Origin of the sequence: Streptacidiphilus anmyonensis, from assembly GCF_000787855.1 — a bacterium.
GTDB lineage: Bacteria > Actinomycetota > Actinomycetes > Streptomycetales > Streptomycetaceae > Streptacidiphilus > Streptacidiphilus anmyonensis.
On sequence record NZ_BBPQ01000018.1, the window covers coordinates 106004 to 124084 of the forward strand.

Annotated in this window: 20 protein-coding genes and 1 pseudogene; 2 read left to right on the forward strand and 19 right to left on the reverse strand. The window is 72.9% G+C overall.

Features of this window, described 5'->3' with window-relative positions; all coding sequences use genetic code 11:
* Together TR50_RS48925 and TR50_RS18605 are read left to right on the forward strand one after the other, a co-directional pair.
* A pseudogene (locus tag TR50_RS48925) lies at positions 1–180 on the forward strand (sporulation protein); the annotation flags it as partial.
* 61 nt (positions 181–241) lie between these two features.
* Positions 242–1570, forward strand: coding sequence for a UDP-glucose dehydrogenase family protein (locus TR50_RS18605; RefSeq protein WP_042422316.1), 1329 nt, complete (start codon positions 242–244; stop codon positions 1568–1570).
* A 159-nt stretch (positions 1571–1729) separates the two neighbouring features.
* On the opposite strand, the gene TR50_RS18610 is transcribed toward TR50_RS18605, so the two are convergent.
* The 19 genes from TR50_RS18610 to TR50_RS18700 all read right to left on the reverse strand — a co-directional run bounded on the left by TR50_RS18610 (position 1730) and on the right by TR50_RS18700 (position 17749).
* On the reverse strand, positions 1730–2161 hold the full coding sequence (locus TR50_RS18610; protein WP_042422318.1) for a DUF3846 domain-containing protein: 432 nt from the start codon (positions 2159–2161) through the stop codon (positions 1730–1732).
* Between the two features lie 191 nt (positions 2162–2352).
* A complete protein-coding gene (locus TR50_RS18615) occupies positions 2353–2694 on the reverse strand; it encodes a hypothetical protein (protein ID WP_042422329.1) in 342 nt (113 codons plus the stop codon).
* A gap of 82 nt (positions 2695–2776) precedes the next feature.
* Positions 2777–3049, reverse strand: a complete 273-nt coding sequence (locus TR50_RS18620) for a hypothetical protein (protein ID WP_042422331.1) — start codon at positions 3047–3049, stop codon at positions 2777–2779.
* An 87-nt stretch (positions 3050–3136) separates the two neighbouring features.
* Positions 3137–4087, reverse strand: coding sequence for a single-stranded DNA-binding protein (locus tag TR50_RS18625; protein WP_042422332.1), 951 nt, complete (start codon positions 4085–4087; stop codon positions 3137–3139).
* A gap of 98 nt (positions 4088–4185) precedes the next feature.
* Entirely contained in the window at positions 4186–5217 is a 1032-nt protein-coding gene (locus TR50_RS18630) for a hypothetical protein (protein ID WP_042422335.1), read from the reverse strand.
* A 77-nt stretch (positions 5218–5294) separates the two neighbouring features.
* Positions 5295–6443 carry a PD-(D/E)XK nuclease family protein gene (locus TR50_RS18635; RefSeq protein ID WP_042422337.1) on the reverse strand — a complete coding sequence of 383 codons (1149 nt, stop codon included), beginning with the start codon at positions 6441–6443 and terminating at the stop codon, positions 5295–5297.
* 128 nt (positions 6444–6571) lie between these two features.
* Entirely contained in the window at positions 6572–7663 is a 1092-nt protein-coding gene (locus TR50_RS18640) for an AAA family ATPase (protein ID WP_052441088.1), read from the reverse strand.
* Between the two features lie 199 nt (positions 7664–7862).
* A complete protein-coding gene (locus TR50_RS18645; RefSeq protein ID WP_042422339.1) occupies positions 7863–8249 on the reverse strand; it encodes a hypothetical protein in 387 nt (128 codons plus the stop codon).
* Positions 8250–8318: 69 nt separating this feature from the next.
* Positions 8319–9407, reverse strand: coding sequence for an adenine nucleotide alpha hydrolase family protein (locus TR50_RS18650; protein ID WP_042422341.1), 1089 nt, complete (start codon positions 9405–9407; stop codon positions 8319–8321).
* Between the two features lie 187 nt (positions 9408–9594).
* The gene (locus TR50_RS18655) at positions 9595–9828 is read right to left on the reverse strand and encodes a hypothetical protein (RefSeq protein WP_042422342.1); all 234 of its coding nucleotides are present in this window, start codon (positions 9826–9828) and stop codon (positions 9595–9597) included.
* Between the two features lie 152 nt (positions 9829–9980).
* Complete coding sequence (locus tag TR50_RS18660; protein ID WP_052441089.1) at positions 9981–11531, reverse strand: ParB/RepB/Spo0J family partition protein; 1551 nt, start codon at positions 11529–11531, stop codon at positions 9981–9983.
* Between the two features lie 194 nt (positions 11532–11725).
* Entirely contained in the window at positions 11726–12280 is a 555-nt protein-coding gene (locus tag TR50_RS18665) for a hypothetical protein (RefSeq protein WP_042422344.1), read from the reverse strand.
* A gap of 229 nt (positions 12281–12509) precedes the next feature.
* Entirely contained in the window at positions 12510–12782 is a 273-nt protein-coding gene (locus TR50_RS18670; RefSeq protein WP_042422346.1) for a hypothetical protein, read from the reverse strand.
* Between the two features lie 8 nt (positions 12783–12790).
* Complete coding sequence (locus TR50_RS18675) at positions 12791–13099, reverse strand: hypothetical protein (protein ID WP_042422349.1); 309 nt, start codon at positions 13097–13099, stop codon at positions 12791–12793.
* A 67-nt stretch (positions 13100–13166) separates the two neighbouring features.
* The gene (locus TR50_RS18680; protein WP_042422351.1) at positions 13167–13742 is read right to left on the reverse strand and encodes a hypothetical protein; all 576 of its coding nucleotides are present in this window, start codon (positions 13740–13742) and stop codon (positions 13167–13169) included.
* A gap of 149 nt (positions 13743–13891) precedes the next feature.
* Complete coding sequence (locus TR50_RS18685; protein ID WP_042422353.1) at positions 13892–15334, reverse strand: hypothetical protein; 1443 nt, start codon at positions 15332–15334, stop codon at positions 13892–13894.
* A 145-nt stretch (positions 15335–15479) separates the two neighbouring features.
* On the reverse strand, positions 15480–16661 hold the full coding sequence (locus TR50_RS48930; RefSeq protein WP_236654471.1) for a DUF932 domain-containing protein: 1182 nt from the start codon (positions 16659–16661) through the stop codon (positions 15480–15482).
* A 116-nt stretch (positions 16662–16777) separates the two neighbouring features.
* Positions 16778–17311, reverse strand: coding sequence for a hypothetical protein (locus TR50_RS18695; RefSeq protein ID WP_042422354.1), 534 nt, complete (start codon positions 17309–17311; stop codon positions 16778–16780).
* Between the two features lie 78 nt (positions 17312–17389).
* Positions 17390–17749, reverse strand: coding sequence for a hypothetical protein (locus TR50_RS18700; RefSeq protein ID WP_042422357.1), 360 nt, complete (start codon positions 17747–17749; stop codon positions 17390–17392).
* Between the last annotated feature and the right edge of the window lie 332 nt (positions 17750–18081).

Genomic DNA, 18081 nt, shown 5'->3' on the forward strand with positions numbered 1-18081 from the left:
GAGCTGGAGCAGGGGCTTTCGATGGGCGACCGGGCCGTGGAGATCCTTTCGCGAGTGCAGTCGACACGGGCCCGGGATTACGTCCGGCAGTACACGACGGCGCTGCAGCCGTGGAGCCGGGAGCCCGAGGTGCGGGACCTGCTGCACCGCGCGCGCACGAGGCTTGCAGCGGCGAGCTGAGCCGCGACGCTTGCCCGACTAGCTGTGCCACCTGACGTCTGAGCAGAGAAGGACCTCGTACATGCGCGTCTCCGTGATCGGCTGTGGTCACCTCGGCATCCCGCACGCGGCCGCGATGGCCGAGCTCGGCCACGACGTTGTCGGCGTCGATGTCGACCAGGCCAAGGCGGCCAGGCTCAACGCTGGCGAATGCCCCATCTTCGAGACCGGCCTGCCTGAGCTCCTGGCCAAGCACGTCGCCTCCGGGCGCCTGCGGTTCACCACGGACATCCGCGAGGCCGGCGAACACGCGGACGTGCACTTCATCGGGGTGGGAACCCCGATCGACGCCGACGGCCGCTCCTACGACACCGCCCAGGTCTACGGCGCGATCCGCCAGCTCGCACCCCACTTGACCCGCGCCTGCACCATCGTCGGCAAGTCCACCGTCACCGTCGGTACCACCGCCCAGGTCGCCGCCCTCGCCCAGCGCCTCGCTCCCGCCGGCCAAGCGGTCGAGGTCGTGTGGAACCCCGAGTTCCTGCGCGAAGGCCACGCGGTCGAGGACACCCTTCGCCCGGACCGCCTCATTGCCGGAGTCACCACCGCCGAGGGCGAGAAGGCGATCCGCGCTGTCTACGCCGGGATCCTCGACAGCGGCGTGCCGATCTTCGTCACCGACCCGCAGACCGCGGAGCTGGCCAAGGGAGCTGCCAACACCTTCCTTGGCCTCAAGATCTCGTACATCAACGCCGTCGCGGACATGTGCGAGGCCGCCGGCGCCGACGTCTCCGAGATCGTGGACATCCTGGGCATCGACCCGCGGATCGGCGCGGGCGGCATGCGACCCGGCATCGGCTACGGCGGCGGCTGCCTGCCCAAGGACGTCCGCGCCTTCACCGCCTCCGCGCGCCAGCTCGGCGCCGACCAGGCCGCCGCCCTGCTGCTCGCCGCCGAGCGCATCAACGACAACCGCGTCCTGGTCGCCATGGACCTCATCACAGTCGCTCTCGCAGCCGAGGACGCCGAGGTACGAGGCGCCCGGGTCACCGTGTGGGGCGCGGCGTTCAAGCCCGGCACCAACGACGTCCGCGAGTCCCCGGCCCTGGCCCTGGCCCACGCTCTGCAGCAGGCCGGCGCCGTCGTCACCGTCCATGACCCGCAGGCCATCACCACGGCGATGCACCGCAATCCCGAACTGGACTTCACCGACGACCTGCCCGGCTCGCTCGCCGACGCCGACCTGGTCGTCCTCGCCACCGAGTGGCCCGAGTACCAGCAGGCCGACCCGGACGCGCTGGTCACGCTGCCCGCCAACCCCGTGCTCGTGGACTGCCGCGTCGCGCTCGACGCGGAGCGCTGGCGTCTGGCGGGCTGGCGTATCCACCAGCTCGGCCGTCCCGGCAAGTAGCAGGACACACGGGCATCCTGGTCAGCAATGGAGGGACGAAGTATCCGGCGTTGCCCGGTTCTTCGGCCTGACGGGGCGTACCCTCGAACCGAGGCCGCCGCTGCTCCCCCCGTGCATCGGTGGCCTCCCACTTCTCCTTGGGAGCCCACCGAGTGGGCGTCACTTGGCGACGTCGCGCGCGGCGTAGGCGAGCAGCTCGTTCAGTCCGGCCTCGTTGGACGCCGGAGGGTGCTGCTGCCAGCGCCGGATCGTCTCGAGGGTAGTGGCGGTGACGGTGTGGGCCTGCTCGGCCAGGCGCGCGGGGAGGGCTTCCGCGTCTCCGTCGGAAGTGCGGCCGGTGATGACGACGTCGCCGAAGAGCTCGTAGTCCAGGGTGAGGCCGCGCCAGGCGCAGGCCAGGGTCCAGGCGGGCAGGTTCGACGGCAGGCCTTCGCCGGCGCCGTTGCCGTGGATCCACAGCAGCGCCTCGCGGTGGTAGACGGCCCGGTCGGGGGAGCCGCCGAGGATGCGGCGGATCTCGGCGTGGTGCGCATCGTCGGAGAGCTCGACGCTGCGGGCTTCGCCGAGCGTGGTGATCACGATCGCGTGCATGGGCTTCTCGTTTTCGGTGGTGGAGTTGTCGGTACGGGGCTATGGGAGCGCGCCGGGGTCACCGGTTGGGTAACCACTGCGGCGTCCGGTGGTCACGGGTCGGCTGCTGCGGCGCTGGTTACCTCGGGCGGTGCGGGCCGCTGACCTGGGCTGGTGACCTATGGCGCAGGGTCACCAGTCGTCTTCGTGGGTCAGTCGACGAGGCCGGCGTGGTGCGCATGGGCGCGCTCGGCCAGCGCCTGGTAGGCGAGCGCCGCGGGTGTCGCGTCGAAGCGCTGGAAGACCAGATCCTGGAGCAGTTCCTCGCGCGAGCTGCCGGGGGCGACGTGGATGCCTTCCGCGGTGGCGCGCTCGACGAGCTGCGCGTCGGTCCAGTCGGCGGCCTGGGTTCGGGTGTGGGTGCGGACGTCTTCGAGGGCGTGGCACCACAGAGGGTGCGCCTGGGCGAGCAACCTGCGAAGACCGGTCGGCTCGGTCAGGTTCTCGGCCTGGGAGACCAGGTCGAGCAGTGCGGTGGCGATGTCGTCGGGCATGGGTCAAGTGTCCATTCTGCGTAGTGGGGTGGGTTCGGCTTTTCCGTCCGAGCGGATACCGCCGCGGCCGGACTCCTGAGGCTCAGAGGGGGTCGGGCGTGCTGTTGCCGAGTTGCCGCATGGCGAGCGCGTCGTCGAGGCAGGCGTCGGCGACGCGCCCCAGGTGGGCGGCGAGGTCGTGGTTGCCCCGTGCCGCCTCCTCGGTGCGGGCCCGGTGGGCGGCGTACGCGTCCTCGAGCGCGGTGGCCGCGAGGCTGTCCGGGGTGGCCGTCGGGCTGCTGGTGCCGCACACCAGACAGGAGGCGCGCGTGTCTTCGGGGGTGCCGCAGGCGCCGCAGTCCCAGGGACTGTTCATCGGTGCGGTCCTTTCTCTGTGTGGGCAGGTTGATCGGATGGGTGCGGTCCCGGAACTCGTGGTGCCGGGACCGCCGCCGTCGGCGGCTCAGGTCAGGGCCTGGCCGATGTGCTGGACGTCGAGGGTGAGGGCGACGCGGGGGATGCGGTCCTCGCCGGTGTAGGAGCGGTGGGCGATGGCGCCGACGACCAGGACGTGGGAGCCGGGCGTGAGGGAGGCGGCGGCCTGGCGGGCGGCGTCGCCGCGCAGCGTGCACACCAGTACCGACGCGGTGACCTCGCCAATGACGGGCGGGGTGTCCGGGGCGAGGAGCAGCCGGGCGACGGGGCCATCGTCCCCCTCGCGCAGCATCACGGGGCGGGTGACCGCGCCGGTCAGGACCTGCGGCCGAGCCTCTGTCCTGGTGGCCAGGCGGGCCCCGGTCCCGAGCGCGGGCGGCGGCGGTGTGCCCGGTGGCACGTCCTGCTCGGCCTGGTGCAGCGCGGCCAAGACCGCGCCTCGCAGCTGTGCGACGCGCTCGGCCCGCCGCTCGGCGGAGCGGTCGGTGCGGGCCAGGGTGTGCTGGTGCTGTTCGGCGGCACCGAGTTCGGCTTCGGTGTGACGCAGGACGGCGCGGATGCCGTGGCGGCGGATGATCCGGCTCCACGGGTGCTGGCCGGCCTCGACGCCTTGCTCGGTGACGGCCAGTTGGACTCCCGCCCAGCCGCCGTCGGCGGCCGGGTGCAGGGCGATGTCGACCAGGACGCTGACGCGCGGGTCGTGGACGGCCTGGTAGGGGTAGCCGCGCAGCTGGGGGAAGGCGCGGGTGAGGGCGCCTCGCAGTGCGCCGGCGTCGGGGTCGGTTCCGGTGCGGCGCAGCTCGGCCAGGTGCAGGGCGAGGACGGCCAGGACCGGGACGGCCCCGTCGCCCGCGCCGTCAGGGAGGGCGACGGCGAGGTCGGCGGTGATGGCGCGGCGGTCGGTGACGCGCGCGTGGACGACGAGCCAGGCGGACGTGGGTGCGTGGACCTCTCCGGCCGGGGCGGTTGCAATGGGCACAGGACGCTCCTCTCACGACGTGGGCGCAAGTTTCATAATAGATAGATTTTGGTTGATGGTCCAGCTGTTTTCAGAAACCCGAGCCGGCTGGTGGCCCGTCAGTCATCGTCGTCCTCGCCCCGGCAGGACCAAGGGGAGCAGCCGCGCTCGTCGTCCTCGCGGGGCTCGAAGAGGGTGGTCTGACGTTCCTTCCATTCCGCGCGGGTGACGTGGTCGATGGGCGCCTGGTCGAGCGGGACGAGGCTGCGGTGGACGAACGCCTCGCCGTGCAGGGCGCTGCCGCGTGCGACGGCGCGGGCGTAGCCGTGGCGGATCGCGGCATCGAAGTCGACCGCGTCGCGCCAGTCGGGGTTGTCGAAGCCGCCGCACCCGCACGGCTCCGCCTCACGCCCCCGGCTGGTGAGGTGCGCGCACGCCTGGTCCTGGCGGCCGTTGAACCGGGTGTGAACCTCGCGGTGGTGACCGCAGCGGCAGGTGTCCCGCAGCAGCCTCAGCCTCCGGTTTCCGGAATACGGGCACGTCACGCAGGCACTCTTCGGGGTGTTTCCGAAGCCACGGGACTCCAGGAAGCGCTGGCAGTCCTGGCGGGTCCAGCCCACGTAGTGGCTGCCGCCGCCCTTGAGGAGCATCAGTGGGAACTCATGGCGGATGTAGTCGACGTCGGAGAAGCGGGCCCTGGACGCCTCGTCCGTGCTGATGCCGATCCACTGCTGGGCGAACACGCCCGCGGGCACCGCGGCCGGGTAGGGGTAGCCGAGGCGGCGGCGGACCTCCGCCTTCAGCGGGCGCACCTTGTAGTGCGCCGTGCAGGCCCTACGCATCATGAAGGCGCCCCCGTTGTTGCCGCGGATGTGGAGCGGCATCTGGGCGTAGTGCTCCGCGTCGGGGTTGACCGCGTCGTCGCGGATGTCGCCGGCGGTGACGCGGACGATCTCGATTCCGGCGGGCCGGGCGACCTCGCGCTCCAGCCGGTCGAGGTGTTCGTACACCGCGCGCGGCTCGAACCGGGTGTCGGCAAAGGCCGCAAAATCGATCTTCGGCAGGACGCCCTCGGCCGAAAGGATCAGCAGGGTCGTGGACTGCACGCCCGCTCCGAGCGACAGGCCGACGAGAGCTGGAGAGCTGGACATGAGGGAACCTCCGTTGAAGAACCGGGTGTGCGTCGGGCGGGGCGCCAGAAGGGGCACCGCGCCCGACGCACTTGGGATCACTGGGCTGGCGCGGGGCTGACCTGGATGGTCCGCGGGGTGCGGGCACGGCCGGTCCGCTCGGGGACGGGGATGCCGGCGGTCTTGAGCTGGGTCGTCATCGCGGCTGTGTCGGGGGTCGTCGGCACAGGCAGACCGGCGTCGTGGAAGAGGCGGATCATCGCGTCGACGTCGGGTTCGCGCTTGGCGTTGCCGCCGGTCCAGGTCAGTTGGTGTTCGCCGTAGATGCCGGGCGGGGCGGCGTCGAGCTTCGCCCTCGCGAGCTTTCGGATGCGGCCACCGCGGCTCTCCAGTTGCTGGCCGCGCTCGTAGTCGGCCAGCGCGGCGGCGCGGTCGGCGTCGTTGCGCACCAGGATGCTCTGCGGGGCCGCGCCGGGCGGGTCGGTAGGGGGCCAGCAGCGGGTGCGGAACCGGCAGTGGTCGCAGGTCCCGTCCAGGCCGGGGCCGTCGAAGTCGCGCGGCGCTTCGTCGGGATCCTCGACGTCGTGGACCTGCTCGACCCACCAGCGGGCCTGCTCTGCGGCGCGCTCGTCGTAGCGGAACTCCTGGGTGTGCTCGGTGCCGTTGTCGCGGTTGACGAACCGGAACCGCAGCGTCTGGACGGGGATCGGGCCGAGCCGTGCGAGGTGCCGCTGTCCCTTGACGTCCTCGAAGCCGTGCGTGCGGAGCAGACGGGCGTAGGTGTAGAGCTGGCGCAGCTCTGCGGCCGTCGCCCCGTACTTGATCACCCGGTCCCACACGAACGTGCTCTTCGTCTTGAGGTCCTCCACCACGACGCCTTGCCGTTCGCTGGCGGTGGCGTGGACGCGGGGGCGGTGGCGTTCGGGCAGACGGCGCGCGGTGGCCTCGTCGAACTGGACGACGTCGATGTGACCGCGGATCAGCTCGTCGGCGACGGTGCGCTCGACCTGCCACCCGTAGCGGGTGCGGGCGGCCGTGAGCAGGCCTTCGTGGATGTAGGTGCCCAGGATCGCTGTGCGTTTGTCGGCCTCGTCGGTGGGCGGGGTGCCGGCGAGGATGTAGGCGGCGCGGCGCTGGCAGACGGTGTCGGACGCGCCGAGCTGCTTCTGCCGCGAGCGCGGGCGGTCGGCGTCGACCTGGTGCGCGGCCTCCCAGACGGAGACCGGTGCGACGGTGGCGGTGGACATGAGCGTGCTGTCCCTTCCGGGGAAGAGGCAGGGGCGCGGCCCCGGCATGTGGGCCGCGCCCCTGCGGGGTGCTGGGATCGGTGGGCGACGCAGTCGAACAGCCGCGCCGCCGGTTGGCGGGAAGAAGGTCAGGTCGCCTCGGGGTCGGCGTCGGCGTCGGCGTCGGCGGGGGCGGGGGGCTGGGCGCGCTGGGCGGCGGCGCGGAGCTTGTCGGCGTCGCTGCCCGGGTCCGTCAGTTCGCTCGGCGGGGCCTCCAGCTCCTCCTTGCGCAGCCGGATCGCGGCCTGGACGACGGCGGCCTCTTCTCGGGTGAGGCCGGACTTCTCGGGAGAGGTCTCGCGCCACAGCGCCTTGAGCGCTTCTACGTCGCCGGACTGCGAGACGCGGCCCAGCCACGGCCGGGTGCGGTCGGCGGCCAGGGCGGTGACCTGGCGGGGCTGGGTGTCCACGGAGCAGCCGAGCCGGGTGAAGATGAGGTCCTCGACGTCCAGCGCGGGGAGAGTGAGCGGCTTGCCCGGTTCCACCCGCAGCCGCAGCGAGCGGGTCTTGATGACCTGCGGGGGCTGCTCGCGGCGCAGCCGCACCCACAGCGAGCAGTCGAAGCCGAGATCCCTCTGGGCCTGGACCTTCCACTCGGTCATCACCTTGTTGCCGCGCTTGACCGGCTTGCCGTCCTCGTCGATCGCGGTGACCTCGCGTCCGCGCGCGGTGACGATGACGATGCCGGGGAACGTCTGGAGCAGGTAGAGGACCTGCTGCCAGCGTTCGTTGGCGTCGTTCCACAGGTTCATCGCGACGTCGATCGGCGCGTCCGGGTCGGCGGCGAGGGTGCGGGCGTTGTACTTGCTGCGCCGGGCGCGCTCGTGGGTCCAGGTGGTGAGCATCCGCCACAGCGCGGTGGCGGTGTCCAGCACCAGGACCACGGGCGGCTCCTTGGCGGCGGCGGCGCGGCGGGCCTCGGCGTGGACGGCCTCGATCTGCTCGCGGATGTCGCGGAACGTCCCGTCGTGGTCGACGATCTCGAAGTTCGCGCCCTCGATCGCGGCGTACTCGTCCGCCGACCCTTCGGCCAGGTCGACCCAGTACGTCTGCCCGATCCGCTCCGAGGCGGAGAACTTCGCGGCGGCGTAGGTCTTGCCCGCGCCCTCCTCACCCTCGATGAGAAGGAAGGGCCAGGGCACCAGCCCGGTGGGCTTGCGGGTCTTGAGCTTCACGGTCATCTCGGATGCCTCCTCGTGGCAGTTGGGGGTTGCGTCCGGCCGGATTTGGCCGGACGCAGAGGGGCGGGAAGTCAGGTCGATTCGTCGGTGCGCGCCGTCCGGCCCGGCCGGGGTGCTTTGGTCGGCCGGGCGTGAAGGGTGTGAAGGGTGCGGGCGAGCTGGTGCTGCTGCGCCCGCAGCTCGGCGGACGCGTCCGCGTTCATCGGCCCGCCCGCATCGGCGGCGCGAGCACGTGGGCGAGCAGCCGAAGCGCCGCCGGCCTCTCGGCCAGGTGCTGCGCGGTGAACACCACCAGCGCGCGCAGCAGCGCCGCGTGCGGGAGCCCTTCGGGGTGGATCTGGGACTGCGCCCAGGCGGGAGCGCCCTCCAGCCCGGTCAGGGCGGCGGCCGCGAGCGCGGAGCGGGTGGCGACGTGCCCGCGCGCGGCGTTGTCCAGGACCTCGGCGGCGATCACGGCCGGGGCGGAGTCGGTGACGCGGTCGTCGTCGGGGAAGGCCAGAGCAAGCGCGGCTTCGGCCAAGGGCTGAGGGCGCTTCTCGTCGCGGGCGATCTGGAGCAGGAACGAGACGTCGGTGGTGCAGGGCATCAAGGTCTCCGGTGTCAGGTGCCCCGGGGCCGCCGCGGGCGGCCCCGGGCGGAGCAAGAGGGAGGGGGATCAGCAGCAGGTGGCCGCGCAGCCGTCGCCGAGGACGGGCAAACGGGCGGCCAGGTGCGGGAGCCTGCGGGGCGGCTGCGCGAGCGCGAGTGCGACCTGGCGCTCCAGGTGCGCGAACTCGGGTGTCTCGTCCGCGAGGACGATGCCGGGCTCGGGCGCGCCGGGCCGCTTCGACTCCTCGATGAGCTGCGCCATCGACCAGTCGGGGCGGAACGTGTCGCCACGGACCTGCTCGACCCGGGCGATCAGCGCGGCGTACCGGGGGCGGCGCGCCGCGCCGAGCAGCAGGTCGCGGCGGGCCGACAGGAAGCACAGCGAGCAAGAGCAGCGGCTGGTGCCCAGCCAGTCGTTCGCGCCGGGCCGGGAGTCGTACGTCCAGTGGTGCGGCATGCCGGTGCGGGCGTGCAGGGCACGGACGTCGTCCTTGGTCCAGGCTTTGACGGGGCTCCACTCGTCGACGTGCCGCACGCCGTTGCGGTGCACGTGGCGGTAGGCGGGGCGCTCGGCGCGGGCGCGCGACTCCTCGGCGCGCAGCCCGAGCACCTTCAGGCGGCGCACGGGCCGCCGCAGCTTCACCGCCGTCGGAGCGCCGGCCAGCCCGAGTGTGACCTTGAGCTGGTTGATGACGGGGGTGAAGGCGGCTTCCTCGACGGCCTCCTTGAACTGGCGGGTGCAGTAGCGGGTGCCCAGGCGCGGGAAGCGGCCGTAGGCGGCGGTGTAGGTGAGCAGGTCGTAGACCACCGGCTCGGGTCCGGTCGTGAGCTTGGTGCCGACCAGATGCCGACCGGCGGGAACACCGCAGAACAGGCTCTGCGCCGCTGCCATCCCGGCCGCACCGGGGTGCAGGCGGCCCGCGCCGTCGTGGACGTCGGGCCAGTCGGCCGGTCCCAGCGTCGCGTGGAAGGTCCACACCCGGTCGGCGACGCCGGCGGCCTGGGCGGCTCCCATCAGCTCGTGCACGGCCGCGAAGGAGTCCCCTCCGCCGGACAGGTTGACGCTGATCACGTCGTAGTCGGCCAGGTCGGGGGCCGGTGCGCGGGTGACCGTGCCGACCGGCCAGGCCTCGGACACGGCAGTGTCGTACGGCATCACGTGGCTCCGTTCGTGGTCCGGGCCGCCCCGGCGGCCCGGCGGGGGTGCTGGTCAGCGATCACGCTGGGGCGGGATGTTGGTGCGCGGCTCCGGGGAGCGGCGCGGGTGCGGGATCTTCGGGATGACGGGCTCGTTGTCGGGGTGCGGGCTGGTCATGGCAGGGATTCCTTCGGTGCGGGGGCGGTCAGTCGGGGATGCGGTCGGCGCGCAGCAGCAGCGGGCCGGTGGGGATCAGGGCCGCGCCGCGCCGGTGCGCGAGCGCGGCGGGCTTGTGGGCGCGGCGCCATGCCTCGGTGCGCGCGTCGCGTGCGGTGGCGGCCCGGACGCGGAAGGTCTGGGTGCCCTTGAGGCGGTCGCGGGGGCCGCGGAAGGGGATGGTGACCAGCCACAGCGGCAGGTCGTCCCGGGAAGGTTCCACCTGGTTCCTCCTGTGGTGCGATGCGCCCGGCGCGGGTCGCGGGGGCGCGGCGGGGCAGCGCCCGGGTGCCGGGCGCTGGTCGGTAGGGGTAGAAGGCGGGGCCGCCGCCGTGTTCGGCGGCGGCCCCGGTGCGCGATGGGGGAGTTGACCGGTCAGGCGGCCTTGGCGAGCTTGCTGCGGGAGGCGGCCAGGGTCTTCGGCGCGGCCTTGGCGGCGGGCTTCGGGAGCGGGCCGGTGATCTCGGCCTCGACCTCGGACAGGGTGTAGCCCTCGGCCGCGAGCAGCCGCAGCCACTCCTTGACCTGTGCGCGGGGGTGGTCCCACGCGCGGTCGTCGAGGTTGAACTCAATGACGGCGGCGACGTGGGCGAGCAGCAGATTCGCGCTGCGGCGGCCCTTCATCGCCTTCGCGATCGAGCCGTCGAAGGGCAGGTCCCGCGCACCGACCTTCGGCTCCGGAACACTCAGAAACCGGGCCACGTACGCGAGTTCGCCCTTCTCCGCATACCGGCGGCTCCCCTCGCCCTTGTGGAGCAGGTGGGACAGGCAGAACAGCTGCGCCGCTTCAGAGACCTTGGGCCGCGCGACCAGCTCGGCGAGGAACTGGTGACGCACCGTACGGGCGGCCTTCCACGCCTTGTTGTGCGACACCACCCGGCGGTGCCGCTCCTTGTCCGCGTCGCTGCGCGGCTGCACCGGCTTCTTCGGCAGCTTGTGGCCGTGCGCGACCGGGTCCAGGCACACGAACACCGCCTCGCCGGTCTCACTGTCGATCCGGGCCGCGTGCCCGGGGCAGCCGGCGTGCCTCTCGGCCGTGACCGGTCCGCCGAGCTGGGTGTGCAGCTGGGCCAGGTCGTGCTGCTTCGGCTTCTCCCCATACCCGTAGTACGGCTGCGCGGCCACGACCTTGACCTTGGCGGCGTCCAGCTCCGCCCGGACGGCGGCGGCGCGCTCGATCACCTCCAGCTCGCCGCGCAGCCGCGCCATGGCGTGCTGCCAGTGGCCGCGCCCGCCGTCGCGCGCGTCGTTGTTCTTAGCCTCGTCCAGGACGGAGGTGGCGCTGGGCACCTTCTCGACCTCGACCAGGTCGGCCATCTGCTCCAGGTCGTAGCCGGACGCGGTGGCGGTGCGCAGCGACTTCTGCGTGAGCTTACGGGCGCGCTGCGCGGCGGCGACCTGGTCCGGGGTCAGTCCGAGAGCCTTCGCGGCGCGGGTGCGTCGCTGGGTGTCGTCGTCGGTGAGCAGGCTCAGCTGGGCGACGGCGTTGACGTCGTCGCGCGCGGTCATCGCCTCACGGTGCTTGTTCTCGATCAGGGACAGCAGGACCGCTTCGGCCTCGTCGTCGCCGATCTCGTGCACGATCGCGGGCACCAGCCGCACCGGCTCCTCGTTCTTGCGCGCCTTCGCGGCGGCGGCCTGGGCGGCGAGCATCCGGCGCTGGCCCTTGAAGACGCCGAACTTCCCGTCGGCGAGCTGCCGGACGCCGATCGGCTCGCGGACGCCGACCTCCTCGACGGACTGGAGCAGCTCGGCGCTCGGCTCGGGGTTGTCGGTGCGGACGTTGGCCGGGTCGCGGACGAGCTGGTCCGGGTGGATCTCGACGTAGGTGCCGATCGCGGCCGGGCGGGTCGCCGCGACCGCCGTGTCGGCGATCGCGGCCGGGGTGTCGTCGGTGCTGGTGGGCTGGCTGGTGGTGCTGGCCACGGGGGCCTCCTTTGGAGCGGTGGTCGTCGTGTCCGGGGTGCCACCCCCTGACAAACTCAATAATAGATGGATTGACGTTGAGGGGCCACCGATTTTCCGGATGGCCCCTCACCTGCGGTGATGCCACGTCAGCCCGTCCGCGCCGCCCCAATGGCCGGGCGACCAAGGAGCCCTGCGGACGGTCGGTGCTGCGGTCAGCTGGTACCGCCCTCGCAGGCTTCGTCGTCGGAGACCTGATGGCCGGCAGTGGTCGGCGTCCGCGAGCTCCGGGTGAGCGTGCGGCGCAGCTCCGCTTCGTGCTCGTCGGCCCGTGCGCCGTGGACGCTCTCGTACGCGGCCGGATCCAGGGCGTCCGTGTCCGCGAACAGCGAGCGGGCGGTCTGCGGGAAGGCCCGGATGAACAGCCGCACGTACAGGCAGAACGCCGAGGGGGCGAGCGGGGCCTTGAGGGCGGAATCCAACAGAACGGCGATCATCTCGGCCGTCGTCCCGGGCCGGGTGTCCTCCCCGGCGGCCAGCCGGTCGAGCAGCTCGGCGGCGTGGGCGCGGTACAGCATCTCGCACGAGTAGGTCCGGTCCAGGGTCGGGCGCACGAGGGTGAATCCCGCGCGCCAGATCGGCCCCCGGCCCGTCTCGCCGTGGCGGTGCTGGGCCTTCTCGATCTCCTCCTCGGCCCAGTCGAAGACGGCGCACAGGGACGCGGTCTCCTCCAGGGCCTGGCAGATGCTCTGGGCGGTCGGTGTGGTCATGGTGGTTGCCCTTCTGAGGTGTCGGTGCGACCGGCCCGGAGAGAGCCAGCAGCGGGATGGGTTGCCCTTCTTGCGGGGCAGGTCCGGGGCTGGGGCGGGGCGTGCGCACGACCCACCCGGCGCTCAGCGGTCGGGGTGGGGCCGAACGTCGCGCCTTCCGCGCCCGTCTGGTGGTGTGCGGGATGCGCGTCGTACGGGAGCCCTGCCGTCGGGCTAGGCCCCGTGCATGTCAGAACTCGCCGACGACGCGCAGCCGGACGCACCAGCGCCCCGGGCGCACTTCGTGCAGCGCGGTGGTGGTGGCGCCGCGCAAGTCGTCCTCGTATTCGTGGTCGATCCACGCGAGGGTGCGGGTCTCCGCCTGCTCGCCGCTCTCGGCGTCGATCTCGTACACGGCCTCCGCGTACGTCGCGTCGTCCGCGATGGTGGCCGGCTCGGTGTGCTCGGCGTTCCATCGGCTCTCCGGGACGTCAGGCAGAGCGGTCGGGTAGCGAGTGGGCATCGGCCCTCCTAGTCGTTCGTGGTGCTCGGCGTCGAAGCGTGGACGGGTGTCCGCGCGGGGCGCGCCCTGTGCGGCCGTTGTGGGCAGGGGGCGTGCGGGCGTGCGGGCGTAGCGAGGGTGAAGCCGCGGCGGCGCAGTGCCTGCGTGGTGAGGCGGATGCGGCGCTCGTCGGCGGGCCGTCCCGCGCTGCCGCGCAACCGCCACCGGCCGCCGGGGCGGGGCGACCAGCCGATCGGTCGCAGCGCCGGGCTGACCAGCGCGGCGGGGTACGGGCACTCCAACTCGGTGCCGTGCTGCTCGGTGTGGCTGAGGTTCACTTGTCCTCCTCGTGTTGGGGCGCGCACCGGCGCAGCGTGCGGGCGTGCCGGTGCGCGCGATGGGTGGTCAGCTGTCGGGAGTGAGGCGGATGGTCTCGCCGCTCGCGCCGTAGATCTTGATCACTCCGGCGGCGTCGACGGTGACGGCGGTCCCGTCCGGGCACGACGCGTCGGACAGGGCGTCCTGGACGACGTGGGCGCGGGCACGGGTCAGGTACGGACGCCAGACGTGCCGCGCGCCCTGGACGACAAGGGCCGTGTCCCAGCCGTCGCCGGTGAACGTGGCGGCCCAGTCGACGGGCTCTCCGGGGGCGAGCGTGCGGGCGTCTGGGACGGCGGTCCAGCGGATGCGGACGTGCTCGTACGGGGCGGGGCCGGTGGTCGTGATGGTCTGCCCGGTGCGCAGCACGGTCGTGCCGGGGCTCATGATTTCGAGCGCCTCGGCGACGTACTCGGCGGGCATCTGCCCGTCCGGGTCGGCGAACGGATGCACGGTCCAGCCGGTGCCGTCGTTCACCTCCATGCGGAACAGCGGGTGCCGGGCGGCCTCGCCCAGCCAGGAAGCGACCCAGCGGGCGCGCTCGTCGGGGATGTCGTCAGGGGTGGGGCAGGGGCCCGGCGTGCGGGCGAGCGTGGTCGACACGGGAACTCCTCGCGAGTGTTGGCGGCTGGTCCGGGGCTTAGTGCGCCGAACCACTGCGGTGCGACGGGCCGTCGGTCGCCGGGCGGCGGCGCAGCCGGCCTTTCTGCCGTCGGGCCGGGGCCGCCCGGCAGGGGCGACCCCGGGGTGAGTCAGCGGCGGGGGGTGAAGCGGTACGCGCCGTCGCGGGTGAACACCTTCAGCTCTCCGGCGCGCTCGGACATGTCCACGTGCCCGGACAGTTCGCGCAGAGCGGCGGTGATGTCCTCGGCGGTGCTCGTGGTGCGGGGATCGCTGTTCCACCGGCTGTCCGGGGTGAACAGGGCGCTTGCGCCCGTGAACTCCCGCGCCCAGTCGATGCGGGCCCCAGCGGAGAGCGTGCGGCAGTCGGCCACCGGGGTCCAGCGCAGGCGCGGCGCGGACACCGCGCCGCTCGCGGTCCACTCCACGGGGGTGCCGTTGCGCAGGGTGGCGAGCGTGCGCGCCACGGTCCACGCGGACGTCTCGCCGTCCGGGTCGGTCAGCGGCGCGCGCTGCCAACCGGCCTCGGCCAACTGCTCCGCCCGGAACCGCGCGGCCGGGGCGCTCCCCAGCCAGGAGGCCACCCAGTCGGCGCGCGCGTCCCCGGTTCGCGTGTGCGGGTAGGGGCCGTGCGGGCCGAACTGCGGGTGGATCTCGGCCGCCTGGTTGTCCAGCACCCGAAGCAGTGCTTCCCGCTCCCTGCTCTCCTCGGGGGCCTCGACCTGCTCGGCGGCGCTGGTTTCCGGGGAGGCGGGCGGCTCGATGGCGAGCGGTGCCGGGGCCTCCTCGGCGGCCGGGCTCGGCTCGGCTACCGGTGCGGGCTCGGGCGCGGCCGGGGCCTCGGGCGGCTCCTCGATCATCGCCAACAGCTCGTCCACCATCCGCTGCAACTCGGCCTGAGCGGAGGTGATGCGCTCGCGGGTGTAACCGAGCTCGCGGGCCTGGCGGCGCTCCATCGCCCCCAGCCGGTGCAGGTTCGTGCGGGCCTGGTCGGCGCGCTGGCGCAGCGCCTCCATGGGCGTGATCTCCGGACGCGGGCCGGGGCACTGGTCGGACCGGTGGCCCTGGCGCATGGTCTTGCGCGCGCCTCGCCCGTGCTGGTCGCACTCCGGGTCGGCCCGCATCGGGTCGACGAGTCCGCACGCCTCCTGCGGGCACGGGCACTCGTCCTCGATCTCCGTCCCCGCGAAGCTGCGCCCGATGTGGCTGCCCGGGAATTCCGGGGCGGCGTGCGGGCGCTCCGCTCCGCCGTCGGCGGTCCTCTGCTCCTCCGGGGTCGGAGCGCTCTCCTCGGCGCGCTCTGGCTCCGGAGCGGCCGGGGGCTCGATGCCGGCGTGGGGGCCGGGGTCGACGTCGGGCCGCTCCTCGGGCGCGGCCGTCTGGGTCGCGTCGGCCGGGGCGTCGTCTTCGACCGGCGCGACCGGGTCGGCCTGCTCGACGGTGTCGGTGGGCGCGGGGGCCTGCTCGGCGGGGACGGGGAGCGGGCTGCCGAGCGCCCAGGCGAGCACGTCGGCGGCGTGCGGGCTGAGCGGGTTTCCGGTGGTGGGCGTGGCGGGGGAGCGGTGATCGGTCACGGGGGTGCCTCCTGGGCAGGGCGGGGCCGTGTCCCCCGGCGCTCGGCCGGGGAACACGGAAAGTCAGGGGTCGCGCCGGGATCGGCTCGGCGGCCGGTGGTGGGTGCTGGGGCGGCGGTCCCGCCCCAGCACCGGGCGGGGTGGGTCAGACCAGCGCCATCGCGGCCAGCGCTTGGGCTTCGAGCTCGTACGCGGCGTCGGCGTCCTGGAGGGTCTGCGCGGTGGCGGTGATGGCCTGGAGGATGCCCCCGGCGGTGGGCTGCCCGCCCCGGATGAAGTGGTTCAGCACCGATGCCTGCACCGCCTCGGAGAACCGGAACTTCTTCGAGATCACCTCGATGGACTTGGCGGGGTCGGTCACCTCGCGCCCGGCCTGCCGCTCGATCTCGCGGAGCTTGGCCTCGACGTACTCCCGGTCCAGAAAGGTGGTGACCGCGTCGCGGGTCTGGGCCTGGATCAGCGCCAGATACTTCTTGTCGGTGTCCTCCGAGATCCGGATGAGTCCCTCGTCCATGCGCTCGCCCAGGTGCGTCTTGCGGTAGGCGTCCTTGGTGATCGTGAGCCCGTTGGTGCACACCTGGACGGTGACGCGGGGCGTCACGGTGTACGCGCCGGACCCCACCTCGCTGTTGGTGAGCACGAAACCCGCGCTCACGATGGGCAACTGGTCGCCGGTCTGGCCGTTGAACGGGCTCCGGTATCCGCGCAGCAGCTCGGGGGCCATGACGCGCACGTCCTCGGACTCGACGCGGACGACCATGCGGCGGTCGGACAGGTCGCAGCCGGTGATCTTGATCGGGTGCCCGCTCTCCCGGATGCCCGCCAGCGCGGACACGAGCACGTCGAAGTTGTCGATGCGCCGGTAACTGTCGCTGAGGACAGCGCGCAGCACGCCGATACCGCCGTCGCCGTCGCCCGGGGTGAACGTGCGCAGCATCAGGCGGCGCGACGGGTCGGCCCCCAGCCACCCGTTGACGTTGGCGTCGTACAGGCTGGGCAGCTGCTCGCGCAGCTTGCGGAGGTAGGCGCGCGGGATGCCGAGCTTCTCCGCGATCCCCTCGTCAGCGATGGAGGTAGGCCGCAACGGCTGGTCGGTTCGGGTGACGCCCTCGGTGCTGAGCACGTGGGCGTTGTCGGTCAGCAGCAGGTTCCCGCCCTCGGCGCGCATGCGCTCGGCGGGGACGACCATGTCGGCCTTGCGGGCGTGCTGGTGGTGCAGTGCCTCCACCAGGTCGCGCAGTTCGGCGTTGCGGGCGGTGCCCGACCCGTCCGGGCCGGGAGTGACGACGGCCGCGCGGCCGGTGAGCTGCTGGTCCTGGTCCTGCATGGTGTGTCTCCTTGCGGTAGTTCGTCAGGTGCCGGGGTGCCATCCCCAACAACTCCATAATAGATAGATTTGCGAGCGTGGGCCACCGAATTTCCCGGCGGCCCCCACCGGCAGAGCTACGCGGCGGCCTGGTCGCCGTCGTCGGCCGCGTCCCGCCACGCGCCCGGCTGCGCCGTCACGCTGGACGGGCGTACGAGGGACAGGATGAGGCGGCGGTCCTTGTAGAGGGTGAGCCGGGTGTCCTTCTCCCCGGTCCTCGGATCGGCCGACTCTGTGATCTCCTGCACCCAGTAGCGGCCCCACGCGCTCACCTGGGTGCCGTGGTACTCCACGTACTGCCCGACTCCGGGAAGCTCGGGTTCGGCCAGCGCCCCCACCGCGCGCCCGGCGTCCGCGATCGGCACGTCACGGCCCGTCAGGGCCGGGCCGGTGTGCCCGTTGCGCACCCCGATCACGTACCCCAGGATGAACGCGCGCCGCGCCACCCGCTCCGTACGCTCCGACCGATGCGCTCCGCCGAACCTGCACCGCACGCGGCTCACGATGGCCGCCCACGCGGTGTGGGCCTGCATCTCCTCCGACTCGGTGTAGGGCTCCGGCTCCGGCCGGCCTGGCGACTGCTGCGGGCTTGTCCCGAACGTGGTGCTCATGACTCCTGCCTCCTGCTCGCTGCTCTGGTGGGCGCGGGGCGCGCTCGGCGCGCCCCGCGCAAGGGTCCTGGGAGGGGGTCAGACGAGACGGCGGGTGCGCAGGAACTCCGCGACGCGGTAGGCGACGACGCGGGCGGCGTTGCCCTTGACGCGGCGGTCCTCTCGGACGCTGCCGATGATCCGGCGGCCGGTCTCGCCCTCGAAGATGATCGAGTACTCGAACTCCTCGGCGAGGGGCATCACCACCAGCACTGGCCCGGCCAGCGTCGGCAGCTGAAGCGCGGTCATGTTCTCGTCCTCGTCATGCAGGACGCGGGCCCCGGCCAGCAGCGACGGGAGCGGCAGGAAGGTGGCGATCCGGCGCGCCGTGTCCGCCTGCGCCGACTCCGGGCCACGGGCGACGGAGGAGACGCGGGCCTGAGCAATGATGATCTCCACTTGGGGAGTCCCTTCGGTTGTCCAACGGTTTCGGTCGGTCCTCGGTGCCAGCGAGGAACTATGTAAAGAATAGATCGACGGAGCGGGGAACGCCAGCGATTTTCCAGCGCGCCGCCGGGGTTCACCCGTTCAGACGCGGGGCGGCCCACCGTGAAACACCCCGTGAAACGCCCCGTGAGACAGGGAGGGAGACACCCCGTGAAACACCCCATGAAACGCGCTGCGCGGCACCTTGCAGAGCGGGAGCGTTACGCCTGGTCAGTTGGGCTGCGCGCGCTCCTTCTTGGTCTGACAACCCCCTTTTCGCGCGCCCTGCACCCCTTGTGTGTGGT